Here is a 25,321-nt window from a genome sequence, read left to right as displayed (position 1 = left end):
TGACTACTCGTGCACACAACGTAGAAGGGCTACCGAAAAATCGTCAATAGCCAGGTCGTGTGCGTAACCGCATAGCAGCAGCGTGAGAATTTACATCACGTTCATCATTGCGACCCGCACGCAACGAGAAGAGTGTTCAACAAACGCTGCGAAGTTGACGCTTGTGTGCATTTCCGCTGTTCGCTGCAATGGCAATTACCTAGCAGCCGTTAGGTGGTTGATCTATTGGAAACATGGAGAGCACCAACTGTTAACCAAGGTTGGCTTCGTCACGTGACTCCGGTGCTTCCCGAGCGCGTTGATAACGTCGCAATCCGATGACCACCACGACAACGTCCCTGGCCGAGGCCGCTTTCGGTCCGCATCCGGAGCTCTGGCCGCTGCCCGCCGCGACCTCACAGCGGGATCGCTGGCTGCGCGCCGTCGCGGCGGGCGGTCAGGGACGCTACGCCAGCGCGCTGACCGACCTCGCCGAGATCTGCCGCGCTGCGCACCCAGGACCGCTGCTGTCACTGGCCCACAGCACCAGGGCCTCGTTCCTCCGGCAACTGGGTGGACACGACGGCGCGCGTGGCTGGGACGGCCGAGCCTGGGCGGCCGCGGGCGCGGATCCCGAGGCCGGCGCCGATGCCCTGGTGGGTCTGGCCGCCGACGCACTCGGGGTGGGGCGGCTCGCACTCTCGGCTCGGCTGCTGGCCCGTGCGGGGCAACTGGTGGACGGATCCGGCCCCGCCCGGCTGCCGGTGCGGCTGCAGTGGGTGTCGGCGGAACTCAACATGGCCGGCGGCGACGGCGCGGCCGCCGTCGTCCATGCCGAACGTGCGGTGGAGCTGGCCGCATCGGTCGGCTCGCCGCGGCACACCGTCAAGTCGGCCGTGGTGCTGGCGGCCGCTCTGTGCTGCGCCGGCCACCTCGAACAGGCGCGTTCGGTCGCCGACCAAGCGCTCGGTGACACCGAGCGGTTCGGGCTCGTACCCCTGCGCTGGGCGCTGGGATGCCTGCTCGCGGATATCGGCAGTGCCGTCCATCCGCCCGCGCACGTCGTCGCTGTTCGCGACGCTGCCGCCGATACAGTGCGACGCAGAGGCGGCGTGTGGTCGCGTCGCTGAAGCGGTTCGGCCCGCCCGGATCGTTAGTGTTTATCTGACGCGCATCCTGCCTGGATGTGTCCCTTACGTAACGCTGGAGATATCGCCCACGATGACAATTTCGGGAGAACGTCTCGATGATGTCGTCGCTCATGCGGTGGCCGGCGATCGGGATGCACTCCGGGTGGTGCTGGAGACCATCCGCCCGATCATCGTCCGGTATTGCCGGGCGCGGATCGGGTCAGCAGAACGAAGTGGTCTATCGGCTGACGATATTGCGCAGGAGGTGTGCTTGGCCGCCATCACGGCGCTGCCGCGCTACCAGGATCAGGGGCGACCCTTCCTGGCATTCGTGTACGGCATCGCTGCGCACAAGATCGCCGACGCCCACCGGGCGTCTGCGCGTAACCGCTCTGAGCCCACCGATGTGGTGCCTGAGCGGTTCTCGGGGGAAGCCGGGCCCGAACAGCGGGCACTTGACTCCGAGGCCTCTGCGCGGATGGACCGGCTGCTCGCGACCCTGCCGGACAAGCAGCGCGAGATCATCATCCTTCGTGTCGTGGTCGGGATGAGCGCCGAGGAGGTCGCCGAGGCCGTCGGCAGCACGCCCGGCGCCGTCCGCGTCGCGCAGCATCGCGCCCTGGCCAAGCTCAAGTCCGAGATCAGCACGGGCGGGGGCGACTATGCCTGACTTCGGTCGCTGGACCTCCAATGGGGGCGATCCGTCCCTCAACGACATCAATCGCGCCGACAAGTTCCTCGACGCGCTGGCCTCGGAACAGCCGGTGTACTCCACCGACCGCGCCGATGCCGAGCTCGCCTTCCTGCTCACCGGATGGCGTGACGAGGTCCGACAGGTCCCCATGGACCACGTGGTCCCGCCGCACGAGGCCGAGTCTGCGCTGCACCACGCGCTCGACTTCTCGACGCGGCGCCGTAACCGGCGCTCGCTGGCCGTGATCGGTTCCGCCGCGGCCGCCGTGCTGTGTCTCGGTGGCTTCGCCTCGGTGGTGTACAGCGCCAACCCCGGCGACGGTCTGTACGGCTTGCACAGCATGCTGTTCGGCGATCAGCGCCAGACCCGCGACGACGCGGTGGTGCTGGCGGCTCAGACCGAGATGGAGCAGGTGCAGCAGCTGATCAACACCGGCCAGTGGGACCAGGCTCAGGACAAACTGGCAGCGCTGTCGACCAAGGTGCAGAGCGTGGAGACGGTCGAGCGCAAGTCCGAACTCATCCAGCAGTGGAATGCATTGACCTACAAGGTCGTCGAGCAGAATCCGGCCGCCACCCTGCCGCCGGCGGGTGAGCCGCTGCCGGTGCTGCCGTCCTCGCCTCTGACGCTGCTGCCGGTCCCGGTGATCGACAGCCGTACGGATACCTCCACGGCCACCACGACGCCGCCGGAGGCGACCAGCGTGACCTCGACCACCGGATCCGAGGTTCTGTTGACGACGACCACATCGTCGTCGGACACCACGAACACGTCCCCCGGCGCGGAGACCTCGACCACCACATCGGAGCCGGCGACGTCCTCGACGTCCACGACGTCGGTGACACCGTCCACGACGACCACCACCTCGGTGGCCCCGAGCACGACCACCACCACGGTCGCCCCGAGCACGAGCACGAGCACGACGGCGCCGCCGAGCACGACCGCCACCACGACGACGCAGGCCACGGTGTCGCGCACCGTGACCACGACGACCACGGTGGCACCGAATGCGGCGGCCTCGCCGTCGGCCACCTCCGCGGCCCCTCCGGTACAGCAGGAGGAGCCCAGCGCTCCGCCCGCCCGTACCCAGGCGCCCCAGTCACCTGCGGAGGAACCCGTGCAGACGACGAAAGCGCCCGCCGCGGAGTCGACGTCAGCGCCGCAGCGGGCACCCGAGGTGGTGGTGACGACGACCACCGTGCCCAGCGGTCACTGACACCGGGCGGGGTGGTCGATCAGGAAGTCAGCGGTACCCGTCGGATTCCGACGTGGCCTCGTTGAGTGACGCGTCCGCGTAGCCGCGGCAGTAGTCCCATGTCACGTAGGCGTCGGGCTCTGGATCGTAGGCCGGCTCGTGCGGGCGCACGGTTCCGTCCACGAGCAGCTGCAGCAGGTTGGCGCGCAACATGTCCCAGTCGTGATAGTGGTCCTGCTGGCATTCGTCGCAGCACACGACCAGACCGCGGATTCCCTTATGGGCCAGCAGGGCCTCGTACACCGCCAGATCGGCGAGGTCGGCTTCGACGGCGCTGCGTTCCTGCGGATCCAGCGGCAGACCGGGCTCGATCGCGTCGAGCGCCGCCGAGGGATCGCACGGGTCATCTGCGAAGGGATCCGGCGGCAGCCCCGGCGGGAGGTCATCACGCACGGTTCTAGCGTACGCAGCCCCGCCACATCCGCGCCAGCCGTCCGCCCGGGTGTCGCCCGAACGGGCCGGTGTGGCGGTGTGGTCACGAGCATCGAGGTCAGTGCCGATAAGATGGTCTTTTAGATCCACGCCTGTGTTTGGCCGTGTTGGTTCCTGGAGGCTCCACCTATGTCGATTGCTGAAAGCAGCAGCATCCCTTTGGCCGTACCGGTGCCGACCGGCGGCGATGATCCGACGAAGATCGCGATGCTCGGGCTGACGTTCGACGACGTCCTGCTGCTGCCGGCCGCATCGGACGTGGTCCCCGCGAATGTGGACACCTCGAGCCAGCTGACCAAGCGGATCCGGTTGCGGGTGCCGTTGGTGAGCTCGGCGATGGACACCGTCACCGAGTCTCGGATGGCCATCGCGATGGCCCGCGCCGGCGGTATGGGCGTGCTGCATCGCAACCTCTCGGTGGCCGAACAGGCCGGTCAGGTCGAGACGGTGAAGCGCTCGGAGGCCGGGATGGTCACCGACCCCGTGACCTGCTCGCCGGAGAACACGCTGGCCGAGGTCGACGCGATGTGCGCCCGATTCCGGATCTCCGGACTGCCGGTTGTCGACGCGCAGGGCTCCCTGGTCGGGATCATCACCAACCGCGATATGCGTTTCGAAGTGGACCAGTCCAAGCCGGTCGCCGAGGTGATGACCAAGGCACCGCTGATCACCGCGCAGGCGGGGGTGTCCGCGGAGGCGGCACTGGGCCTGCTGCGCCGATACAAGATCGAGAAACTGCCCATCGTCGACGGGCACGGCAAGTTGACCGGCCTGATCACCGTCAAGGACTTCGTCAAGACCGAGCAGTTCCCGCTGGCCACCAAGGACAGCGACGGCCGGCTGCTGGTCGGTGCCGCCGTCGGCATCGGTGATGACGCCTGGACCAGGGCGATGACACTGGCCGACGCCGGTGTCGACGTGCTCATCGTGGACACCGCGCACGCCCACAACCGCCTGGTGCTCGACATGGTGCACCGCCTGAAGTCCGTCGTCGGGGACAAGGTCGACGTGGTCGGCGGCAATGTGGCCACCCGCGCCGCGGCCGCCGCGCTCGTCGAAGCCGGTGCCGACGCCGTCAAGGTCGGCGTCGGGCCCGGCTCGATCTGCACCACCCGCGTGGTGGCCGGGGTGGGTGCCCCGCAGATCACCGCGATCCTGGAGGCCGTCGCGGCCTGCTCACCCAAGGGTGTGCCGGTGATCGCCGACGGTGGTCTGCAGTACTCCGGGGACATCGCCAAGGCGCTGGCAGCCGGTGCCTCCACCGCGATGCTCGGCTCGCTACTGGCGGGCACCGCCGAATCCCCGGGCGACCTGATCTTCGTCAACGGCAAGCAGTTCAAGAGCTACCGCGGCATGGGATCGCTGGGCGCCATGCAGGGCCGCGGCACGCAGAAGTCGTTCTCCAAGGACCGCTACTTCCAGGACGATGTGCTCTCCGAGGACAAGCTCGTCCCCGAGGGCATCGAAGGCCGGGTACCGTTCCGGGGTCCGCTCTCGACCGTCATCCACCAGCTCACCGGGGGATTGCGGGCCGCCATGGGATACACGGGATCGGACACGATCGAGCACCTGCAGCAGGCGCAGTTCGTCCAGATCACCGCGGCGGGGCTCAAGGAAAGCCATCCGCACGACATCACCATGACTGTCGAAGCGCCGAACTACTACGCCCGTTAGGGCCTGGGAGCAAAACCCCTATGCGTGACATGGTTGAAATCGGCATGGGCAGAACCGCCCGCCGGACCTACGAACTCGACGACATCAACATCGTCCCGTCGCGGCGTACCCGCTCCAGCAAGGACGTGTCCACGGCCTGGCAGCTGGACGCCTACCGGTTCGAGATCCCGGTGGTGGCGCATCCGACCGACGCGCTGGTCTCGGTGGAGTTCGCCATCGAGATGGGCCGCCTCGGCGGTCTGGGGGTGCTCAACGGGGAGGGCCTGATCGGCCGGCACGCCGATGTCGAGGACAAGATCGCCCAGGTCACTGAAGTTGCCGCCACCTCGAACGATGAGTCGGCGGCCATCCGGTTGCTGCAGCAGCTGCACGCCGCCCCGCTGGATCCCGAACTACTGGGTGCGGCCGTGGCCCGCATCCGCGAGGCCGGGGTGACCACCGCGGTGCGGGTCAGCCCGCAGAACGCACAGGCCCTCACGCCGGTGCTGGTGGCCGCGGGCATCGATCTGCTGGTCATTCAGGGCACCATCATCTCGGCCGAGCGGGTGGCGCAAGACGGTGAGCCGCTCAACCTCAAGACGTTCATCTCCGAACTGGACATCCCGGTGGTCGCCGGCGGTGTGCTCGACCACCGCACCGCGCTGCACCTGATGCGCACCGGTGCGGCCGGCGTCATCGTCGGCTACGGCTCGACCCGGGGCGTGACCACCAGCGACGAGGTGCTGGGTATCAGCGTCCCGATGGCCACCGCGATCGCCGACGCGGCCGCCGCGCGCCGCGAGTACCTCGACGAGACCGGCGGGCGCTACGTGCACGTGCTGGCGGACGGGGATATCCACACCTCCGGTGATCTGGCCAAGGCGATCGCCTGCGGTGCGGACGCCGTGGTGCTGGGGACCCCGCTGGCCACCGCCGCCGAGGCGCTGGGCGGCGGCTGGTTCTGGCCGTCGGCGGCCGCGCATCCGTCGCTGCCGCGCGGCGCGCTGCTCCAGGTCACCCTCGGCGACCGGCCTTCGCTCAAGCAGGTGCTCGACGGGCCGTCGGACGATCCGTTCGGTTCGCTGAATCTGGTCGGCGGGCTGGCGCGGTCGATGGCCAAGGCCGGGTACTGCGACCTGAAGGAATTTCAGAAGGTCGGCCTGACCGTCGGAGCCTGATCGACCCGGCTTTTCTTTACAAGTTAGGCGTTCCTGTCTAGAAGTTACCTGTCGGTAGCGTCATACTGGTCACATGCAGCCGGACTATGACGTCTTGATCATCGGCTCGGGTTTCGGGGGCAGCGTGAGCGCCCTTCGACTGACCGAGAAGGGTTACCGCGTAGGGGTCTTGGAGGCCGGCCCGCGGTACTCCGACGCCGACTTCGCCAAAACCTCCTGGGATCTGCGCCGCTTCCTGTGGGCGCCCCAGCTGGGTATGTACGGCATCCAGCGCATCCATCTGCTGCGTAACTGCATGATCCTGGCCGGCGCCGGGGTGGGCGGCGGCTCGCTCAACTACGCCAACACCCTGTACGTGCCACCGGAGCCGTTCTTCGCCGACAAGCAGTGGGCGGGGATCACCGACTGGCGCTCGGAGTTGATGCCGCACTACGAGCAGGCGCAGCGCATGCTCGGTGTGGTCACCAACCCGACCTTCACCGACGCCGACCGGTTGATGAAAGAGGTCGCCGACGACATGGGTGTCGGAGACACCTTCGTCGCCACCCCGGTCGGGGTGTTCTTCGGACCCGACGGGGAGAAGGCGCCGGGCAAGACCGTCCCGGACCCGTACTTCGGCGGCGCGGGACCGGCCCGCACCGGCTGCATCGAATGCGGAGAATGCATGACCGGATGCCGCCACGGCGCCAAGAACACCCTGGTGAAGAACTACCTGGGCCTGGCGGAAGCCGCAGGGGCGCAGGTGCACCCGATGACGACGGTGACCAGCTTCGGTCAGCGGCCCGATGGGCTGTGGGAGGTCAGCACCGCGCGGACCGGCAGCAAGCTGCGCCGCAAGCGCAAGACGTTCACCGCCACCAACCTGATCGTCGCGGCCGGCACGTACAACACGCAGAAGCTGCTGTTCAAGATGCGTGACACCGGAAAGCTGCCCAAGCTGTCGCAGCGTCTGGGCGTGCTGACCCGCACCAACTCTGAGTCCATCGTGGGTGCCCAGACCCTCACGGTGGATCCGCGCCGTGACCTGACCCACGGCGTCGCCATCACCTCGTCCATCCACCCGACCGCCGACACCCACGTCGAGCCGGTCCGCTACGGCAAGGGGTCCAATGCCATGGGCCTGCTGCAGACGCTGATGACCGACGGCGCGGGGCCGCAGGGCACCGACACCCCGCGGTGGCGGCAGTTCCTGCAGCTGGCCGGCGACGATCCGCGCGGCATGATCCGGCTGCTCAACCCGCAACACTGGAGTGAGCGCACCGTCATCGCGCTGGTGATGCAGCACCTGGACAACTCGATCACCACGTTCACCAAACGCGGACCGCTGGGCAAGCGGCTGATGTCGTCCAAGCAGGGCCACGGTGAGCCCAACCCGACCTGGATCCCGGCCGGCAACGAGGTGACCCGCCGGATCGCGGAGAAGATCGACGGTGTGGCCGGCGGCACGTGGGGTGAGCTGTTCAACATTCCGCTCACCGCGCACTTCCTGGGTGGGGCGGCGATCGGTGACAGTGCCGAGACCGGTGTCATCGACCCGTATCACCGGGTGTACAACTATCCGACGCTCTACGTCACCGACGGCGCCTCGATCTCAGCCAATCTCGGTGTGAATCCGTCGCTTTCGATCACCGCGCAGGCCGAGCGCGCGGCCTCGATGTGGCCGAACAAGGGTGAGCAGGACCAGCGTCCCGCCCAGGGGGAGCCCTATCAGCGCCTGGCTCCGGTCGCGCCGGTCCGTCCGGTGGTCCCCGCCGACGCGCCGGGTGCCTTGCGCCGGTTGCCGATTCACCCCGTCAGCTCTGCGGGCTGACGGGTTCACCGGGTACCGATTCGAGCAGTCTGGTGATGAGGCGCTCGATCATGTCGGCGCGGATGACCCCGGGTTGCAGCATCTCCTCCAGCGCGACACCCGCGGTGACGGTGACGACGAGTTGGGCCAGGTCGGCCAGCCGCTGACTGGGTAGCCCGGTCTGGGCGCCTTCGACGACCTGCATGGCTTGCTCGACGGCGGCGCGCCTGCGTGCGATGAGCCGGTCGCGTAGTGCGGGGTCGCGTACGGCGCGCAGCCAGTACTCGAAAAGCACCAGCTGATACTGGCTCTCGTCGTGGATCGACCCGAGCATGGAACGGCTGAGTGCCTCGGCTGTCGCCTTGATGTCGCCACGGCCGGCACCGAACGCCGTCGCGATCAAGGCGCTGCGCGTCTCGAACTGGCGGTCGAGCAAGGCGAGGAACAGCTCGTCCTTGGATTCGAAGTTGGAGTACACCGCACCCTTGGTGAAGCCGGCCGCCTGGCCGATCGCGTCGATGGTGGTGCCCGCGAAACCCTCCGCGGCGAACACCTCCAGCGCCGCGTCGAGTATCCGATCGCGCACCTCATCGCGCGTGGGGCGGGTCCGAGCGGGTTTGACAGAGGCCATGGACGACAGCATACTCGACAGTATCGAACCGATACCAGTCGGTATCGAAAAGGTGCGGAGAGGTTGAGAGATGGCAGACGCGCAGGACACCCCGGCCGCCGACGAATCCGTCGACGCCGCTCCGGCGCTGATCACGGCCGTCGGTCTCGGCGTCGACGGTGAACACGGACCGTTGTTCTCGGATATCGATCTCGAGCTGAGTAGTGGTTTCCACGCGATCCAGATGCCCGGCGGCTGGGGCCAGACCGCGCTCCTGCTGACCCTGGCCGGCCGCCTGAAACCCACCCACGGCACCGTCACCGTCTGCGGAGACACCCGGCCGCGCGACATCCGCAGACACTGCTCGATCGCGGCGTTCGACGATATCGACGAGTTGGAGGACTCGGTGACCGTGGCGACCGTGCTCGCCGAGCAGCGCCGCTGGCTGGCGCCGTGGTACCGGCAGGTGCCGATCGAGGCCGGCGAGACCGCCCTGCGCGAGGTGTTCGGTGAGATCCCGGCGCCGTCGGCCATGACCTTCATCAGTGAACTGTCCGATCTGGACCTCTTCCTGCTGCGGGTCACCCTGGCCCGGTTCTCGGATCGGCCGATCCTGGTGGTCGGCGATCTCGAACAGGTTCGGGACAACGCCCGCCGCGCGCTGGCCGTCCAGCGGCTCGGCGCCCTCGCCGAAACGCAGACCGTCGTGGTGGGCGTGACCAATCCGCTGGGCGCAGAGGCACCCGACCACGACCTCCACGATCACCGCAGCCTGACCGGAAAGGACTCCTGATGCTGAAAGGTCTTCGCGCAAGCGGCTCATCGGTGTTGAAAGGTCTTCGCGCAAGCGGCTCATCGGTGTGGAATGGTCTTCGCGCAAGCGGCTCATCGGTGTTGAATGGTCTTCGCGCAAGCGGCTCATCCCCGCTGGCAGGACTCGCCTTCGGCTCCGAGATCAAACGCTTTGCCCGCAGTCGGCTGACCCGGGTGGCGATCGTGGTGCTGATGCTGCTACCCCTGGTGTACGGCGCGCTGTACCTGTGGGCCTACTGGGATCCCTTCGGTCATGTCAACAAAATGCCTGTTGCACTGGTCAATTCGGACCGCGGCGCGGTGGTGTCCGGGCAGCAGGTCAACGTCGGAGACGAGATCGCCAAGAGCTTGACCGCCGACGGCAGCATGGACTGGCATGTCGTCAGCGATGACGAGGCACGCACCGGGGTCGAACACGGCAAGTACTACTTCATGCTCGAATTGCCCTCGGACTTCAGCGAAGCCATCGCCTCACCGTTGACCGGGCAGCCGAAACAGGCCAACCTGATCGCGGTCTACAACGACGCCAACAACTACATCTCGTCGAGTATCGGGCGCACCGCCACCGACCAGGTGCTCAATGCGGTGTCCACCAGGATCTCCGGGCAGGCCGTCAATCAGGTGCTGTCCGTGGTGGTCTCGTCGGGGGCCGGCATCAAACAGGCGGCCGACGGGGCCCACCAGCTCGCCGACGGCGCGGTCAAGGTCGATGACGGCGCCGCCGCACTGTCCACGGGTCTGCACACCGCGCGGTCCGGTTCGGCGCAATTGGCCACCGGCGCCCAACAGCTCTCCGACGGCATCACCAAGGCCACCGACCCGCTGGTCGCGGTGACCCGGGCCCTCTCGCAGATAGGTGGCGACACCGACAAGCTGCAACAGGGCACGGCCGCCCTGCGGCAGGCCAACGACCAGATCGGTGCCATCGCCACCGCTCAGGACACCGCGGCTGACTCGCTCACCGCGGTGATCAACCAGCTCTCCACCAGCGCAGATCCGTTGGCCAACAGTGCCGCCGGAACGTTGCGTGGTGTCCAGGACCAGTTGCAGGCGCACCAGTTCACCCCGCAGATCCGTCAGCAGCTGACCGACGCGGAGAACGCCGCGATATCCATGACCTCGTCGATGCGCACCCCGGGCAGCCCGCTGGGCACCGGCCTGGATCAGGTGGGAGCCAAGGGTCAGGAGCTCACCGACAAACTCAACGAACTGCGTGGCGGTGCCCAGAAGCTCGCCTCCGGCAGCGCCGAATTGTCAAGCGGAATAGTCAAACTCGACAACGGCGCCCAGCAGTTGAAGACGGGCACCGGCCAGCTGCGCGCCGGATCGGCAGAGCTTGCGACCAAGCTCGCCGACGGTGCCAAGCAAGTCCCGGACTGGAGTGCGCAGCAGAAGGAGTCGATCGCCGACACCATCGGTGGTCCGGTGCATCTGGAGACCGCGCACGAGAACGCCGCGCCCAACTTCGGCACGGGTATGGCCCCGTTCTTCATCACCCTGGCACTGTTCTTCGGCGCCCTGGTGCTCTGGATGGTGTTGCGGCCGTTGCAGACCCGGCCGATCGCCGCGGAGGTCCTGGCCATCCGGGTGGTGCTGGCCAGCTATCTGCCGGCGGTGGCGATCGGGCTGTGCCAGGCGGTGATCCTGTACTGCGTGGTGCGGTTCGCGCTGGGTATGCACGCAGCCCACCCCGTGGCGATGCTGGCCTTCATGGTGCTGATCTCGTGCGCGTTCGTCGCTGCCACCCAAGCGATCAACGCCCTCGTCGGACCGGCGGTGGGGCGCGTGTTGATCATGGCGCTGCTGATGCTCCAGCTGGTCAGCGCCGGTGGCATGTACCCGGTGGAGACCACCTCGCGGCCGTTCCAGGTCTTCCACAACTATGACCCGATGACCTACGGGGTCAACGGATTACGCCAGTTGATCCTCGGCGGTATCGATCACCGGCTGTGGCAGGCCGTGATCGCACTGCTGATCATCTGGGCCGGGGCGTTGGTGATCTCCTCGCTGTCGGCCCGGCGCAACCGGATGTGGAACATGACCCGGCTGATGCCGGCGATCAAGATGTGACATCAGAACCGAGCCGGCGCCGGATCGGTTCCCTGCCGGGTGGCTGCGACGGCGCGGGCAGCAGGGGTTTGCGCACCTGCACGGCGACAGTGGTGGGCTCCTGAGTGCTGAGGGTGAGTTCGGCCCCGGCGTGCCGGATCGTCAGGTGTGAGTGCGGGCCGTCGCGCAGGCTGTAGATCACCTCTGCGTGAGTGGCATCGACGGTCAGGCGAAATTCGCGCCAGCGCAACCGGAATCGCAACCGGTCGATCCCGTCGGGCAGGTGCGGGTCCAGCGCCAGCACGCCTTCGTCGTCACGCAGGCCACCGAACCCGGCCACCAGCGCGATCCAGGCGCCGGCCAGCGAGGCCATGTGCAGGCCGTCGCGGGTGTTGTGGTGCAGGTCGCGCAGGTCGATCAGGGCCGCCTCATAGGCATAGTCATGGGCCAGTTCCAGATGGCCCACCTCGGCGCACAGCACCGCCTGGGTGCACGCCGACAGGGAGGAATCCCTGGTGGTGCGGCGCTCGTAATAGTCGACATTGTGGGCCTTCTGCTCGGCGGTGAAGACGTGGCTCTGCCAATGCATGGCCAGGACCAGGTCCGCCTGTTTGAGCACCTGGGCCGGGTACAACCGGACATAGTGTTCATGCAGCAGCAGGGGATAATTCGTGTTCTCGGTGAAATCCCACTCGGCCAGGCTGGTGAAACCCTCGGACTGGGAGTGCACGCCCAGTTCGCGGTCGAACGGGATGTGCACTGCCGCGGCGGCATCCCGCCACGCGGCGGTCTCCTCGGTGGTGACCCCGATGGCCGCGGCGCCGTCGGGATGGCGCCGGCATGCGTCGGCCGCCACCCGCAGATTCAGGGCGGCCATCAGGTTGGTGAACACATTGTCGCTTGCCAGCGCCGTGTATTCGTCCGGACCGGTGACCCCGTCGAGGTGCCACACCCCGTGCCGGTCGTGGTGGCCCAGCGATATCCACAGTCGCGCGGTCTCCACCAGCACCGACAGCCCGCATTCGCGTTCCAGGCTGTCGTCGCCGGTCACCAGTCGGTAGCGCTCGTAGGCCATCGCGATATCGGCGTTGATATGCCAGGCGGCCGTGGCCGCCGGCCAGTAGGCCGAGCACTCCTCACCGCGTATCGTGCGCCAGGGGAAACTGGCGCCGGCGAGCCCGAGCTGTTCGGCGCGGTCCTTGGCGAGATCCAACGTCGCTGCGCGCCAGCGCAGGGCATCGGCGGCGGCATGCGGTTTGGTGTAGGTCAGAACCGGCAGTACGAACCCCTCGGTGTCCCAGAAGGCGTGGCCGTCATAACCCGTTCCGGTCAGCCCCTTACCGCCGATGGCCCGGCGCTCGGCGCGGGCGCTGGCCTGCAGCACGTGGAACAACCCGAACCGGACGGCCTGCTGGCTGTCCGGATCACCCCACACCTCGACATCGGCGGCATCCCAGAACTCGTCCAGGTAGGCGCGTTGGGCATCCAACAGACCCTGCCAACCGCTGTAGCGTGCGCCGGCCAATGCCCCGGCGACCTGGTCGCGGAGCGCCGGCCGCGAGCGCAGGCTGGACCATCCGTAGGCGAGATACTTGACGATGCGCAGTTGCTGACCGGGCCGCAGGCCGCAGATCACCGTCGTACGCGCCACATCGGCGTGCGCCTCGGTGCTCACCTCGACGCGCCCGGGCACCGAAACGTCGTGGTCCATCGCGGCCGCCATCATCAGGCCGCTGTTGCGGGTTTGGTGCACCAGGAGGCTGATGTGTTCGGTGTGCTCGTGCGAGACCGCCGCCAGCGGGTGATCGAGTCCGGCGGCCACCCGCGGATCCGAGGACATCTCGGGTTGGTCCTCGTTGGCCACCAACTCCGATTGCACTGTGACACGGCTGAATTCGTCGACGGCCTCGACCACGTATTCGATCGCGGCGACGCTGCGCTGGGTCAGCGACACCAACCTGGTCGAGGTGATCTTCACCTGCTTGCCGGCCGGGGAGCGCCACTGCGCCATCCGGGTGAGCGTGCCCGCGCGCAGGTCGAGAACCCGTTCGTGGTCGATCAGTTCGCCGTACCTGATATCGAACGGCTCGTCGTCGACCAGCAGGCGCAGCAGCTTTCCGTTGGTGATGTCGACGATCGTCTGGCCGGCTTCGGGATAGCCGAAGCCGGTTTCGGCGTAGGGCAGGGCCCGGGTTTCGTAGAACGAGTTCAGATAGGTTCCCGGTAGTCCGTGCGGCTCGCCTTCGTCGAGGTTTCCGCGCAGCCCGATATGCCCGTTGGACAGCGCGAAGATGGATTCGGACTGAGCCAGCAGGTCGAGGTCCAGCCGTGTCTCGCGGATACGCCAGGGTTCGATGGGGAAGGCGTCGTGGTCGATCATCGGCCGGCCTCCAGCAGATCGGCGAGATCGGTGACGACGATATCGGCGCCGTGGGCGCGCAACTGGTCGGCCTGACCGACCCGGTCGACCCCGACGACGAGGCCGAAGTGCCCGGCTCGCCCGGACTCGACCCCGGACAGGGCGTCCTCGAACACCGCGGCGGCCGAGGGCGCGACGCCGAGCAATTCGGCCCCGCGCAGGTACGAGTCCGGCGCCGGTTTGCCGTCGAGGTGTTCCTCGCGCAGGGTGACGCCGTCGACACGCTGCTGCACGTATTGGGCCAGCCCGGTCACCTCGAGGACCTCGCGGGTGTTGGCGCTGGACGACACCACCGCCACGCCCAGGCCGGCGGCAGCGACCGCTTTCAGATACTTCCGGGAGCCGTCGAACACCTCGATGCCCTCGGTGTGCAGAACCTTCTGGAACATCTGGTTCTTTCGATTGCCCAGACCGGCCACCGTCTCGGCGTCGGGACCGTCGTCGGGTGTGCCCGCGGGCAGGTCGATACCCCGGCTGTTCAGGAAGGCGCGCACACCGTCCTCGCGGGGCTTGCCGTCGACGTAGCGCAGGTAGTCCTGGTCGATGTCGAACGGGACGAACGACTGGCCGGTGCGGTCGGCATGCTCGCGCAGGTACTGGTCGAACATCGCCTTCCATGCCGCTTTGTGCACGCTGGCGGTGTCGGTGAGGACACCGTCGAGGTCGAACAGGCACGCGTGCACGTTCTTGGGCAGGCCGAGCATGAGGGCCCTCGCTTTCCGGTGGCGGACGGGTACCACTCCACCATGCCCGTTTCCGGCTGTGGGCATGCTCGGCGATGTGGTGCCGTCAGCCGGCCTGTCGGTGCACGGTGTCACCGACGGCGCGGCTGCGCTGTCCGTACACGTCGACGGGCACGTCGCCGGCCAGGGTGACCCTGTGCATGACGCGGCGCTGGTCGTCATAGTCGTCGACGGCGCGATGCTGGGTGGCCCGGTTGTCCCACATGGCGACGTCACCCGGTACCCAGTTCCAGCGAATGGTGTTCTCGGGCATGGTGATCCGACGCTGGAGCAATTCCAGTAGGGCATGTGACTCGTGGCTGTCCAGGCCGAGCAGGCCGCGGACGAAATCCCCGGCGACCAGGGTCCGTTCGCCCGTCTCGGGGTGTACCCGCACCACCGGGTGCTCGGCGCGCAGATCCGGCTTCTCGAACGCCTCCCGCAGGGCGCGCTGGGTGTCGGTGAGCTCGCCCGGCTGCGCTGCGGCGTAGTCGTACCGGTTGCTGTGCAGTGCCCACAGATTCTCGACGAGGTGCTTGAGCGGTGCCGGCAGGTGGTCGTAGGCGGCGGCGGTCGACGCCCACAGTGTCGAACCGCCGTAGCGGGGCAGGGTCACGGCGCGCAGCACGGAGATGGCCGGATAGTCCGGCAGGAAGGTGACATCGGTGTGCCAGCGGGTGGCCTTGGCGTACTCGGAATCGATGGGCGCGATGACCCCGCCGTGCCGCGTGAAGGCGTGGTGCCCGACGGGGCTGCCCAGCAGTCGGGCGAAGGCCTGTTGGCGGTCGTCGTCGAGGTGGTGCTGGTCGCGGAAGAACACCACCTTGTGCCGCAGGAGGGCGGCGCGGATCTCGGCGACCGTGCCGGCGTCGAGATCGCCGGCCAACTCCACGCCGTCGATGCGGGCGCCGATACGGCTGCCGAGTTGGGTCACGGTGATGGTCATGTCCGATCCTTTGCACTGGCCGAGGCGGTGTAGTCAGGTGACTACACGCGATATGGGCTAGTGTAGTCAAGTGACTACACACGCGCCACCAGCGGGCCGCGACGAAGTGGTCGCGGCCGTCCTGGACGCCGCGGCCGAACTGTTCGCCGACCGCGGGCCGTCCGCCACCTCCATCCGCGATATCGCCACCCGCTCCCGGGTCAACCACGGCCTGGTGTACCGCCACTTCGGCACCAAGGAACGGCTGGTCGGCGCGGTGCTCGACCATCTGGGCGCCGCCCTGCGCGTCCTGGTCGCCGCCGACGCCCCGGCCGAGGACATCGAACGGGCCACCGACCGGCACACCCGGGTCATGGCCAGGGCCCTGCTCGACGGCTATCCGGTGGGCCGGCTGCAGACGCAATTCCCCAACATTGCGCTGCTGCTGGACCGGGTGCTGCCGGAGTTCGCAGACGAGCAAGCCGGCCGGCTGGCCGTCGCCAATGCCGTTGCCCTGCAACTGGGCTGGCGCCTGTTCGAACCGTTCCTGCGGTCGGCCACGGGTCTGTCCGAGGTGCCCGACGCGGCCGTGCACTCCTCGGCTGCCGCGGCCGCCGCGCGGGTCCTCACCCCGGACTGATCAGCCGCCCTTGCCGACGGCGGCCGCCACCCGATCGCCGAGATCCTTGTCGACATTGCGCCAGTACTCGAACGCGCGCTCCAGCACCGGATCGGACACACCCTTGGACAGGTGGCCGGAGATGTTGGACACCAACCGATCCCGAGCGGCGTCATCGAGCACATCGCGCACCAGAGTGCCCGCCTGGCCCCAGTCGTCATCCTCGGCATGCAAGGAGTACGCCGCGCGAACCATATCGCCGTCGGCGTGCCAGAGCGGCTCGCCGGTCCGCGCCGGGTCGGCCTGGGGACCGCCGTAGGAATTGGGTGCGTACACCGGGTCGGTCACGTTCTTGACGCGCATGGCGCCGTCCTTGGAGTAGCTGTGCACCTCGGTTCTCGGCGTGTTGACCGGGATCTGCTTGTAGTTCACCCCGAGCCGGGCGCGGTGCGCGTCGGCGTAGGCGAAGTCGCGGGCCAGCAGCATCTTGTCGGGGCTCAAACCGGTACCCGGCACCGCGTTGTTGGGTTCGAACGCCGACTGCTCCATCTCGGTGTGGTAGTCGCTGACATTGCGGTTCAGGGTCAGCCTGCCGACATCGATCAGCGGATAGTCCGCATGTGGCCACACCTTGGTCAGATCGAACGGGTTGAACCGGTAGTCCTTCGCGTCCTCGAACGGCATGATCTGCATCTTCAGCGTCCAGCTCGGAAACTCGCCGCGCTCGATCGCGTCGTACAGATCGCGCTGGTGGGCGTCACCGTCGACGCCGGCCAGCTCGTCACCTTCGTCCTGGGTCAGGAACTCGACGCCCTGGTCGGACTTGAAGTGATACTTCACCCAGAAGATCTCGCCGGTCGCATTGATCCAGCTGTAGGTGTGGCTGGAGTACCCGTTCATGTGCCGCCAGTCCTTCGGGATGCCGCGGTCGCCCATCAGCCAGGTCACCTGATGCGCCGATTCCGGGGACAGCGTCCAGAAATCCCACTGCATATCGTGGTCGCGCAGGTTGTTGGCGGCGCGGCGCTTCTGGGACCGGATGAAATGCTGGAATTTCAAGGGGTCCCGGATGAAGAAGACCGGGGTGTTGTTGCCGACCATGTCGAAGTTGCCGTCGGCGGTGTAGAACTTGGTCGCGAATCCGCGCGGGTCCCGCCAGGTGTCCGGGCTGCCACGTTCACCCGCCACGGTCGAGAACCTGGTCAGCGTCTCGGTCTTGGTGCCCGGCTGGAACACCGCCGCTTTGGTGTAGGCGCTGACGTCGTGGGTGACCTCGAAATGGCCGAAGGCGCCGCCGCCTTTGGCGTGCGGCTGGCGTTCCGGGATCCGCTCCCGGTTGAAGGTCGCCATCTGCTCGATCAGGTAGTGATCCTGGAGCAGGATCGGGCCGTTCGGGCCGATGGTCAGCGAATGCTCGTCGCTGTAGACGGGGATGCCGGCGTCCGTGGTCGTCGGAGTGGGCTGGGTTCCGGTCACCGTGGCTCCTTTCATGCGGCGTCTCGTGGGTGGTGTCTCCGGGGTGTCGGGGACGACGCCGCTGGGTGGGTACCCTGCGGCGTGCGTGACAAACCCGAGCCGAGAGGGCGGTGCCGCGGGGCCCCTCACTAGACTGAGCTGGTGGAATCAGCTTCGGAAGACGCTCTTCGCGCGAGCGCGTCATCGCAGACCCGCCCTGTCCTGGTCATCGACTTCGGGGCTCAGTACGCCCAGCTGATCGCACGGCGTGTGCGCGAAGCCAGAGTGTTCTCCGAGGTCATCCCGCATACCGCGACGGTCGAAGAGATCAAGGCCCGCGACCCACAAGCCATCGTGCTCTCCGGCGGTCCGGCCAGTGTCTACGCCGAAGGGGCGCCGAAACTGGATCCCGCGCTGTTCGACCTCGATGTCCCGGTCTTCGGTATCTGCTACGGCTTCCAGGCCATGGCCCAGGCGCTCGGTGGCACCGTCGCGCACACCGGCACCAGTGAGTACGGCCGCACCGAGCTGAAAGTCTCCGGCGGGCAATTGCATTCGGAGCTGCCCGCCACCCAGCCGGTGTGGATGAGCCACGGTGACGCGGTCACCGACGCTCCGGACGGATTCGACGTGGTCGCCACCAGCGCCGGCGCGCCGGTGGCCGCCTTCGAACACCGGGCTCGGCGCCTGGCGGGTGTGCAGTACCACCCCGAGGTGTTGCATTCGCCGCACGGCCAGCACGTGCTGAGCCGGTTCCTGCACGATTTCGCCGGGATCGGTGCGACGTGGACGCCGGCCAATATCGCCGACCAGCTCATCGCGCAGGTCCGCGAACAGATCGGCGACGGCCGGGCGATCTGCGGTTTGTCCGGCGGCGTGGATTCCGCGGTCGCCGCGGCGCTGGTGCAGCGCGCCATCGGAGACCGGCTCACCTGTGTGTTCGTCGACCACGGCCTGCTGCGGGCGGGGGAGCGGGCCCAGGTGCAGCGGGACTTCGTCGCCGCCACCGGGGCCAACCTGGTGACCGTCGATGTCGCCGACCGTTTCCTGGAGGCGCTGACCGGGGTCACCAATCCCGAAGGCAAGCGCAAGATCATCGGCCGTGAGTTCATCCGCGCCTTCGAAGGTGCGGTGCGCGATTCGCTCAGTGAATTCGATATCGACTTCCTGGTGCAGGGCACGCTCTACCCGGATGTGGTGGAGTCCGGCGGCGGCACCGGCACGGCGAACATCAAGAGCCACCACAACGTCGGCGGCCTGCCCGACGACCTGAAGTTCAAGCTCGTCGAGCCGCTGCGGCTGCTGTTCAAGGACGAGGTCCGTGCGGTCGGGCGAGAGCTCGGCCTTCCCGAGGAAATCGTTGCGCGCCAACCCTTCCCGGGTCCCGGGTTGGGTATCCGCATCGTCGGCGAGGTGACCGCCTCGCGGCTGGACACCCTGCGCCGCGCCGACTCGATCGCCCGTGAGGAACTGACCACCGCCGGCCTGGACCACCAGATCTGGCAGTGCCCGGTGGTGCTGCTCGGCGATGTCCGCTCGGTGGGTGTGCAGGGCGACGGCCGCACCTACGGACACCCGATCGTGCTGCGACCGGTGTCCAGCGAGGACGCCATGACCGCGGACTGGACCCGGGTCCCCTATGACGTGCTGGAGCGCATCTCGACCCGCATCACCAACGAGGTGCCCGAGGTGAACCGGGTGGTGCTGGACATCACCAGCAAGCCGCCGGGCACCATCGAGTGGGAGTAGCCGGCCCGGTGAAGTACATGGCGGACTGGCAGCCGACGCCGGTGGACTGGACCTCGACACGAGGCAGGATCCTGCTCGCCGCCTCGGAATTATTCGCCCAGCGCGGCTATTTCGGCACCTCGACGCGGGATATCGCCGAAGCGGTCGCGATTCGCCAACCGTCGTTGTTTCACCATTTCAGCGCCAAGCACGAGATCTTCCGGACCCTGATCGACATGGACCTCGGCCCGTCCATCGGCCGTGTGCGCAGCCGTCTGACCGAACAGACGACATGGGGGGAGAAGCTGCATCTGACCGTCGCCAGTGACGTCCGCGAAATGCTGGTGCAGCCCTTCGACGCGCGCGGCCTGTACCAGGACGCGGTGCTGGCGATGCCGGAGTTCGTGCAGGAGAAGCGCGGTATCGAGATATTCCACGATCTGGTCGAGGAACTCATCCGTTCGGGCACGCGCGACGGTGAATTCGTGGAATGCGATGCCGGCTTCGTGCTGCGCGCGGCCAACGGAGTGCTGTTCGAGACCCTTCGCGAACAGGGCGGACCCAGGGGCCGGATGCGGGTGCAGCGACCACTACAAGCTGCGGACTTCGTGCTGCGCGCGCTGCTGGTAGAGCCTGCTGATCTGGACCGGATCCGCGCCGTCACGCAGCGTCGGCTGAGTGAGACCGCGGTCCCGGCCCGCGGCTGACCTGCGCCCTCGCCTCGACGATTGTTGTTAATTCCTCATGAAGTGATCCGGTTCGGCACCCCTATCGACCGATAGTCCCCTATCGTTCGATAGAGAGGGCCGCGAGTAGTCGGCCTGGTGGATCCGGGAGGAATCGTGAGGAAGACCGCACTCGGTGCCGTCACGGCAGGTATCGCGCTGTTCGTACTGGGCTGTTCGTCGCCCACCCCCTCGGCGCCGGTCGCCTCCGGCCCGGCCAAGGTGGCGCCGCCGGCCGTGTTGGAGGCGGGCACGCTGAAGATCTGCGCCCCCAACGACGGCACGCCGCCCAACGTCTACCACGACGAGACCGGCGCTCTGGTGGGCAGCGAGGTCGATCTCGGCAAGGCGATCGCCCAGAATCTGGGCCTGCAACCACAATTCGTCCAATCCGCTTTTGCCGCAGTCATTCCGACCCTGCAGGCCAAGCAATGCGACGTGATCATGGCGCAGCTCTACATCAAGCCCGAGCGCGAGAAGGTCGTCGATTTCGTGCCGTATGTCTACTCGGGAACCGGTATCGCCGTGGCCAAACAGCACCCCGCGGCGATCACCGGAATGGATGACAGCCTGTGCGGGAAGAAAGTGATGGTCGCGGTGGGTACCACCGCCGAGGCGTTGTCCCAAGAACAGTCCGACAAATGCACCGCGGCCGGGCAACAGGCCATCGACATCAACCGCAACAACCATGCCGACGTCTCGATACAGCAGGTTCAGAACGGCCAGGTCGACGCCTACCTCGACACCGCCGAGACGCTCGGGTACTACGCGACCAAGACCGGCGCGCAGATCCAGCTGGCGGGCCTTCCGTTCGGCACCATCAAGATCGGTGCCGCCACCCTGAAGGGGAACACCGTCCTGCGGGACGCGATCCAGCAGGCGTTGCAATCGCTGGAGAACGACGGTTCCTACGACAAGATCCTCGCCCAGTGGGGCCAGACGGATCTGTCGATCCAGAAGTGACCTGAATCGGTATGAACTTCGACTGGCCGTTCTTCTGGAAGAGTCTGCTCACGCCCAGTGCTCCGTTCCTCGACGGATTGGTTCTCACCGTGGTGATCTCGGTCGTCGCGATGGTGCTGGCGACGGTGACCGGGCTCGTCGTGGCATTGATGCGGCGGTCCGTTCTGGCGCCGCTGCGCTGGGTGGCCGGTGTGTACATCTGGTCCATCCGGGGCACACCCCTGCTGGTGCAACTGGTGCTGATCTACACCGGTCTGGCGGCCGTGGGTCTCTATCAATTCCGTGATGTGGCGATCCTGGGGTTGTCGGTCAAGGCCGCCGTGCAGGCTGCGGTGATCGGCCTGATGGTCAACGAGAGTGCCTATATCGCCGAGATCATCAGGGCTGGTCTGGATTCCGTGCCGAAGGGGCAGTTCGAGGCCGCTGCGTCACTCGGGATGAAACCGGTCAAGGTGATGCGCTGGGTCATCGTCCCCCAGGCGCTGCGGGTCATGGTGCCCCCACTGGGCAATTCGTTCAACGGGCTGATGAAGACGACCTCGGTGCTCAGCGTGATCGGGGTCAGCGAGATGTTCCTGGTCACCCAGGCCATCAGTTCCGCCACGTTCCACACCTTCGAGATCTTCATCGTCGCCGCGATCTACTATCTGGCCCTCACCACGGTCTGGACGTTCATCCAGGCCGGCATCGAGAACCGGTTGGCCCGCCAGCTCGGTATCGAACAGCGGGTTCCGATCAGCCGGCGACTCCTCGGCGGCCGCCGGACCTCGGACGCATCGCCGCAGCCCGCCGGGGTGAGCTGAAAAGTGTTGAAAGAGAGCATGATGAGCGACAGTGATGCGATTGCCGAAACGGTCGTCTCGGTGCGTGGGGTGTCCTGCACCCTGGGTGGGCGAAGGGTCCTCGATGACGTGTCCCTGGATGTCCGGCGTGGACAGGTCGTCGTCCTGATCGGACCCTCGGGTGCCGGCAAGACGACACTGCTGCGCTCGCTGAACCATCTCGAGAAGGTCGACAGCGGTGAGATCCTGATCGCCGGGCTGCCGATCGGACATCGAGATCTGACCAGCATGCGCAAGGTCGGCACCGCCGAGCTCGCCAAACGGCGCCGCGAAATCGGTTTCGTGTTCCAGCATTTCAACCTGTTCCCGCATATGACCGCGCTGGAGAACGTGTGGAGCGGTCCCGTCCGCGTGCTCGGTACGCCGAAAGGCAAGGCGCAGCAGGATGCGCTGGCCCTCCTGGAACGCGTCGGATTGGCCGACAGGGCGTCGTCGCGGCCGAGTCAGCTCTCCGGCGGCCAGCAGCAGCGGGTGGCCATCGCCCGTGCACTTGCCATGCGGCCCAAGGTGATGCTGTTCGACGAGCCGACCAGCGCACTGGATGTCGAGATGGTCGGCGAGGTGCTCGCCGTGATGCGTGAGCTGGCCGCCGAACATATGACGATGGTGGTCGTCACGCATGAGATGCGTTTCGCCCGTGAGGTGGCCGACCGGATCATCGTGATGGATGCCGGCCGCATCATCGAGGACGCACCGCCGGACGAGGTGTTCGGCAGCCCGCGCCATCCGCGCACCCAGGCATTTCTGTCCACCATTCACTAGGAGTTCGACACATCGTGTCCACTTTCACCGGTGCGCTGGCGGCACCGCACGCCCTGGCCACCGACGCGGGTATGGCCGCCTTCGCCGAAGGGGGTAGCGCGGTCGACGCCGCGATCAGTGCTGCCGCCGTTCTCACCGTCGTCTATCCGCACAATGTCGCGCTGGGCGGTGACCTCATCGCGTTGGTGCGCACCCCAGACGGGATGGTGCGGTGTGTCAATGCCTCCGGCTGGTCGGGCCGGCGCAGCACCGCCGCTGGGATGAGATCCCGACACGGCGCGGCCCTGCCCTTGCGCGGCGCCGATTCGGTGACGGTCCCCGGCGCGGTCCGGGGGTGGGAGGTGTTGCGTGGACTGGGCGCGCGGCTGCCATGGTCGCAGAACCTGGAACGCGCCCAGCGGGTCGCCGAAGGTGGTGTGCCGGTGGCGCCTTCGCTGGCCCGCCATATCGCGGACCCGGAGAACGCCGATCTTGCCGAGGTGCAGGACTACTGCCGGGTGTTCCGGCCCGGCGGCCGGGCGTTGACCACCGAGGACGTCCTGGTTCAACCGGAGCTGGCCGCCACCCTGGCCGCACTGCGCCACGACGGCCCCGATGCCTTTTATACCGGCGGCCCGGCCGACAGTATGGTCGGATACCTGCGCCGCTGTGGATCATGTTTGACGGCAGAGGATTTCGCCGACTACGTACCGGATGTCGTGGAACCCCTGTCGGCCCGCTTCGGCGACCTGACGGTCTTCACCAGCCCGCCGAACACCCATGGGTTCCTGATGTTGCGAGCGTTGCGTGCCATCGAGGACCTTCGGCTGCGCCACCCGCTGACCGCGGATATCGGCACCCTGATGCGGATCTTTCTGCAGGGCAACCGGTTACGTTCGACCTATCTGGCCGACCCACGTCACATCGGTGTCGACAGCGCCGCGTTGGTCAACGATGCCCTGGGTGAGCTCGGCGTGACCGAGCCGGTACCAGGGCCGGTGCTGGTGCCCAAGGGTGACACGGTCGGTATCGCGGTCGCCGACAGCGACGGCTATGCGGTGTCCCTGATCCAGAGCGTCTATCACGCCTTCGGGTCCGGCCTCATCGATCCGGCCACCGGTGTGCTGTTCCACAACCGCGGCACGAGTTTCTCGCTGGCTGCCGAATCACCGAATGTGCTCGCACCGCGCAAACGGCCCGCACACACGTTGATGCCGGCCATCACGACGCACGACGGGACGCTGCGCCACGTGTTGGCGACCATGGGTGGCCAGGGCCAGCCCCAGATTCTGACCCAGGTGCTGTTGCGGGCCGTCGAGGGTGCGTCCGCCGCGGTCGCGGTGTCCGATCCCCGGGCGATCGTCGGCAGCCAGGCCGACGGTGACACCCCCGACACCGTGACCGTGGAGGCCGAGCTGTGCGACCAGGGGCGGGACGCGTTGCGCAGGTCGGGTCTGGCGGTGCGGGAGGTGCCCCAGCACACCGAGTCGATGGGACAGAGCAATGTCGTGTTCATCGCCGGCGACGACATGGCCGCGGCATCCGACCCGCGTTCGGACGGGGCCGGGATGGTGGCGCACTTCCCGCGCCGGCCGCGACGATGGGCCACGCCGTGACGTGCCGGCGGTATCACGTCGGCTCGTCCGCGCCGGGATCCTTCCCGAGGTATTCGGTGAGCATCTGAGCGACGACGTTCTCGATCGTCGACTCGATCGAGACGGCCAGCGTCGCCGTCACCGCGGCCACCGCCTGGGTGCGGAACCGGACCAGCATCGTGATGAGCTCGGCGACCTCGGTATCGGCGGGCAGAGGTTCGCCCGGTTTGATCCGGTGGGCGAGATGATCCACCCCGGCCTGCACCAGGATCGAGCTGATCTCGTCGACGTGGGGTAGCACCCGTTCGTGGACATCGATCAGGGTGTCGATACCGATGCCGTACCGTCGGATATCGTTGAACGCCTCGATCAACTTGGGCCGCAGGATGATTGCGTCTTCGCCCGCCAGCTTGATCAGACCGTTGTCACACAGCCGGTCGAAGGCCGCGTCGTCATCGATGAGTTCCCTGGCCTGCGCCACCGGCATCCGCTCGGATTTCTCCGTCGCCCAGCTGCCCGCGATGGCGTTCTCCAAGCCGAGCACATCACCGATGTCCTTGCCCTGCTCCCAGGCGTTGAGCATCTCGTGGACATGGGCGATGGTGTATCCGCGGTCGAGCATCGAGGTGATCAGCCGCAGCCGGGTCAGATGAGTGTCGTTGAACAGGACGATGCGGCCGACCCGCAGCGGTGGATGCAGCAGCCCGCGGTCCCGATACACCCTGATGTTGCGGGTGGTGCTGCCGGCCAGTCGTGCCAACTCCTCGATGCGGTACTCACCGGACGCCGCCACCCCGTGCGGTTGGACTGCCGCGTCGAACAATTGCGACACCGCGGTCTCCACCACATCGCGTGAGCTCCGGCGGATCTGCTGCGGTGCCCGGCGCAGACCACCCAGGATGGCCGCGATGGCGCCGGCCGGGGGCCGGGGCGGCTGGGGTGGCGGCATCTACGCCGGCCAGCTGAGCGCGGTGTGCGCGGCGTGCGCGGGTGCAGCCGGCGGGG

22 protein-coding genes are annotated in these 25,321 nt (G+C 67.4%); 15 read left to right on the top strand and 7 right to left on the bottom strand.

Translation table 11 applies throughout. The features are described 5' to 3' along the window. Positions 1 to 317 precede the first annotated feature (317 nt). The 3 genes from H7J86_RS08890 to H7J86_RS08880 all read left to right on the top strand — a co-directional run bounded on the left by H7J86_RS08890 (position 318) and on the right by H7J86_RS08880 (position 3,019). A complete protein-coding gene (locus tag H7J86_RS08890; protein WP_267290470.1) occupies positions 318 to 1,109 on the top strand; it encodes a tetratricopeptide repeat protein in 792 nt (263 codons plus the stop codon). A gap of 91 nt (positions 1,110 to 1,200) precedes the next feature. Continuing rightward, a complete protein-coding gene (locus H7J86_RS08885; RefSeq protein WP_090363165.1) occupies positions 1,201 to 1,779 on the top strand; it encodes a sigma-70 family RNA polymerase sigma factor in 579 nt (192 codons plus the stop codon). Continuing rightward, the gene (locus H7J86_RS08880; RefSeq protein WP_267290469.1) at positions 1,772 to 3,019 is read left to right on the top strand and encodes an anti-sigma-D factor RsdA; all 1,248 of its coding nucleotides are present in this window, start codon (positions 1,772 to 1,774) and stop codon (positions 3,017 to 3,019) included. The genes H7J86_RS08885 and H7J86_RS08880 overlap by 8 nt, the downstream gene beginning before the upstream one ends. 27 nt (positions 3,020 to 3,046) lie before the next feature. Here the strand turns inward: H7J86_RS08880 and H7J86_RS08875 are convergent, their stop codons facing one another. Then, on the bottom strand, positions 3,047 to 3,451 hold the full coding sequence (locus H7J86_RS08875; protein ID WP_090363168.1) for a DUF5319 domain-containing protein: 405 nt from the start codon (positions 3,449 to 3,451) through the stop codon (positions 3,047 to 3,049). Positions 3,452 to 3,619: 168 nt separating this feature from the next. Here H7J86_RS08875 and guaB point away from each other — a divergent pair, with 168 nt between their 5' ends. From guaB to H7J86_RS08860, 3 genes are all read left to right on the top strand, one after another. After that, a complete protein-coding gene (gene guaB, locus H7J86_RS08870; protein ID WP_090363169.1) occupies positions 3,620 to 5,164 on the top strand; it encodes an IMP dehydrogenase in 1,545 nt (514 codons plus the stop codon). Positions 5,165 to 5,193: 29 nt separating this feature from the next. Next, a complete protein-coding gene (locus tag H7J86_RS08865; RefSeq protein ID WP_267290657.1) occupies positions 5,194 to 6,321 on the top strand; it encodes a GuaB3 family IMP dehydrogenase-related protein in 1,128 nt (375 codons plus the stop codon). Between the two features lie 73 nt (positions 6,322 to 6,394). Next, positions 6,395 to 8,131 (top strand): GMC oxidoreductase, encoded by a 1,737-nt coding sequence (locus H7J86_RS08860; RefSeq protein ID WP_267290468.1) that lies wholly within the window; start codon positions 6,395 to 6,397, stop codon positions 8,129 to 8,131. On the opposite strand, the gene H7J86_RS08855 is transcribed toward H7J86_RS08860, so the two are convergent. Further along, positions 8,115 to 8,753: a TetR/AcrR family transcriptional regulator gene (locus H7J86_RS08855; RefSeq protein ID WP_090363174.1), complete on the bottom strand. Its 639-nt coding sequence runs from the start codon at positions 8,751 to 8,753 to the stop codon at positions 8,115 to 8,117. The genes H7J86_RS08860 and H7J86_RS08855 overlap by 17 nt on opposite strands. Positions 8,754 to 8,811: 58 nt before the next feature. Between H7J86_RS08855 and H7J86_RS08850 the strand changes: the two genes are divergently transcribed. Beyond that, entirely contained in the window at positions 8,812 to 9,513 is a 702-nt protein-coding gene (locus tag H7J86_RS08850; protein ID WP_267290467.1) for a hypothetical protein, read from the top strand. Between the two features lie 134 nt (positions 9,514 to 9,647). Next, positions 9,648 to 11,603 carry a YhgE/Pip domain-containing protein gene (locus tag H7J86_RS08845; protein ID WP_267290656.1) on the top strand — a complete coding sequence of 652 codons (1,956 nt, stop codon included), beginning with the start codon at positions 9,648 to 9,650 and terminating at the stop codon, positions 11,601 to 11,603. Here the strand turns inward: H7J86_RS08845 and H7J86_RS08840 are convergent. The 3 genes from H7J86_RS08840 to H7J86_RS08830 form a co-directional block, all read right to left on the bottom strand. Then, a complete protein-coding gene (locus H7J86_RS08840) occupies positions 11,593 to 13,962 on the bottom strand; it encodes a glycoside hydrolase family 65 protein (protein ID WP_267290466.1) in 2,370 nt (789 codons plus the stop codon). The genes H7J86_RS08845 and H7J86_RS08840 overlap by 11 nt on opposite strands. Then, positions 13,959 to 14,705 (bottom strand): beta-phosphoglucomutase family hydrolase, encoded by a 747-nt coding sequence (locus tag H7J86_RS08835; RefSeq protein WP_267290465.1) that lies wholly within the window; start codon positions 14,703 to 14,705, stop codon positions 13,959 to 13,961. Before H7J86_RS08835 ends, H7J86_RS08840 begins: the two co-directional genes overlap by 4 nt. 85 nt (positions 14,706 to 14,790) lie before the next feature. After that, on the bottom strand, positions 14,791 to 15,669 hold the full coding sequence (locus H7J86_RS08830; protein ID WP_267290464.1) for a TauD/TfdA dioxygenase family protein: 879 nt from the start codon (positions 15,667 to 15,669) through the stop codon (positions 14,791 to 14,793). Between the two features lie 70 nt (positions 15,670 to 15,739). On the opposite strand from H7J86_RS08830, the gene H7J86_RS08825 reads away from it, so the two are divergent. Beyond that, complete coding sequence (locus H7J86_RS08825; protein WP_267290463.1) at positions 15,740 to 16,288, top strand: TetR/AcrR family transcriptional regulator; 549 nt, start codon at positions 15,740 to 15,742, stop codon at positions 16,286 to 16,288. Here H7J86_RS08825 and H7J86_RS08820 read toward each other — a convergent pair whose 3' ends face one another. Further along, complete coding sequence (locus H7J86_RS08820) at positions 16,289 to 17,758, bottom strand: catalase (protein ID WP_267290462.1); 1,470 nt, start codon at positions 17,756 to 17,758, stop codon at positions 16,289 to 16,291. 126 nt (positions 17,759 to 17,884) lie between these two features. On the opposite strand from H7J86_RS08820, the gene guaA reads away from it, so the two are divergent. From guaA to H7J86_RS08790, 6 genes are all read left to right on the top strand, one after another. Beyond that, complete coding sequence (gene guaA, locus H7J86_RS08815; RefSeq protein ID WP_167157165.1) at positions 17,885 to 19,471, top strand: glutamine-hydrolyzing GMP synthase; 1,587 nt, start codon at positions 17,885 to 17,887, stop codon at positions 19,469 to 19,471. A 17-nt stretch (positions 19,472 to 19,488) separates the two neighbouring features. Beyond that, on the top strand, positions 19,489 to 20,157 hold the full coding sequence (locus H7J86_RS08810) for a TetR/AcrR family transcriptional regulator (RefSeq protein WP_267290461.1): 669 nt from the start codon (positions 19,489 to 19,491) through the stop codon (positions 20,155 to 20,157). Between the two features lie 135 nt (positions 20,158 to 20,292). Continuing rightward, the gene (locus H7J86_RS08805; protein ID WP_267290460.1) at positions 20,293 to 21,138 is read left to right on the top strand and encodes an ABC transporter substrate-binding protein; all 846 of its coding nucleotides are present in this window, start codon (positions 20,293 to 20,295) and stop codon (positions 21,136 to 21,138) included. 11 nt (positions 21,139 to 21,149) lie between these two features. Next, positions 21,150 to 21,941, top strand: coding sequence for an amino acid ABC transporter permease (locus H7J86_RS08800; RefSeq protein ID WP_090363192.1), 792 nt, complete (start codon positions 21,150 to 21,152; stop codon positions 21,939 to 21,941). 21 nt (positions 21,942 to 21,962) lie between these two features. Further along, positions 21,963 to 22,742: an amino acid ABC transporter ATP-binding protein gene (locus H7J86_RS08795; RefSeq protein WP_267290459.1), complete on the top strand. Its 780-nt coding sequence runs from the start codon at positions 21,963 to 21,965 to the stop codon at positions 22,740 to 22,742. Between the two features lie 14 nt (positions 22,743 to 22,756). After that, positions 22,757 to 24,337, top strand: a complete 1,581-nt coding sequence (locus H7J86_RS08790) for a gamma-glutamyltransferase family protein (RefSeq protein ID WP_267290458.1) — start codon at positions 22,757 to 22,759, stop codon at positions 24,335 to 24,337. 13 nt (positions 24,338 to 24,350) lie between these two features. Here H7J86_RS08790 and H7J86_RS08785 read toward each other — a convergent pair whose 3' ends face one another. Beyond that, entirely contained in the window at positions 24,351 to 25,265 is a 915-nt protein-coding gene (locus H7J86_RS08785) for a MerR family transcriptional regulator (RefSeq protein ID WP_090363196.1), read from the bottom strand. Positions 25,266 to 25,321 lie beyond the last annotated feature (56 nt).

The sequence above is a fragment of the Mycobacterium hackensackense genome, assembly GCF_025822555.1.
Taxonomy (GTDB): Bacteria; Actinomycetota; Actinomycetes; order Mycobacteriales; family Mycobacteriaceae; genus Mycobacterium; species Mycobacterium fluoranthenivorans.
The sequence above is the reverse complement of the archived record's forward strand: the minus strand, read 5'-3'. Positions and strand labels throughout refer to the sequence as shown.

Bases quoted from the DNA above. Each gene is read 5' to 3' on its own strand.
- H7J86_RS08885 (WP_090363165.1), top strand. From the start codon at position 1,201: ATGACAATTTCGGGAGAACGTCTCGATGATGTCGTCGCTCATGCGGTG.
- H7J86_RS08860 (WP_267290468.1), top strand. From the start codon at position 6,395: ATGCAGCCGGACTATGACGTCTTGATCATCGGCTCGGGTTTCGGGGGC.
- H7J86_RS08830 (WP_267290464.1), bottom strand. From the start codon at position 15,669: ATGACCATCACCGTGACCCAACTCGGCAGCCGTATCGGCGCCCGCATC.
- H7J86_RS08850 (WP_267290467.1), top strand. From the start codon at position 8,812: ATGGCAGACGCGCAGGACACCCCGGCCGCCGACGAATCCGTCGACGCC.
- H7J86_RS08890 (WP_267290470.1), top strand. From the start codon at position 318: ATGACCACCACGACAACGTCCCTGGCCGAGGCCGCTTTCGGTCCGCAT.
- H7J86_RS08800 (WP_090363192.1), top strand. From the start codon at position 21,150: ATGAACTTCGACTGGCCGTTCTTCTGGAAGAGTCTGCTCACGCCCAGT.
- H7J86_RS08855 (WP_090363174.1), bottom strand. From the start codon at position 8,753: ATGCTGTCGTCCATGGCCTCTGTCAAACCCGCTCGGACCCGCCCCACG.
- guaB (WP_090363169.1), top strand. From the start codon at position 3,620: ATGTCGATTGCTGAAAGCAGCAGCATCCCTTTGGCCGTACCGGTGCCG.
- H7J86_RS08795 (WP_267290459.1), top strand. From the start codon at position 21,963: ATGAGCGACAGTGATGCGATTGCCGAAACGGTCGTCTCGGTGCGTGGG.
- H7J86_RS08835 (WP_267290465.1), bottom strand. From the start codon at position 14,705: ATGCTCGGCCTGCCCAAGAACGTGCACGCGTGCCTGTTCGACCTCGAC.
- H7J86_RS08810 (WP_267290461.1), top strand. From the start codon at position 19,489: ATGGCGGACTGGCAGCCGACGCCGGTGGACTGGACCTCGACACGAGGC.
- H7J86_RS08820 (WP_267290462.1), bottom strand. From the start codon at position 17,758: ATGAAAGGAGCCACGGTGACCGGAACCCAGCCCACTCCGACGACCACG.
- H7J86_RS08785 (WP_090363196.1), bottom strand. From the start codon at position 25,265: ATGCCGCCACCCCAGCCGCCCCGGCCCCCGGCCGGCGCCATCGCGGCC.
- H7J86_RS08840 (WP_267290466.1), bottom strand. From the start codon at position 13,962: ATGATCGACCACGACGCCTTCCCCATCGAACCCTGGCGTATCCGCGAG.
- H7J86_RS08865 (WP_267290657.1), top strand. From the start codon at position 5,194: ATGGTTGAAATCGGCATGGGCAGAACCGCCCGCCGGACCTACGAACTC.
- H7J86_RS08880 (WP_267290469.1), top strand. From the start codon at position 1,772: ATGCCTGACTTCGGTCGCTGGACCTCCAATGGGGGCGATCCGTCCCTC.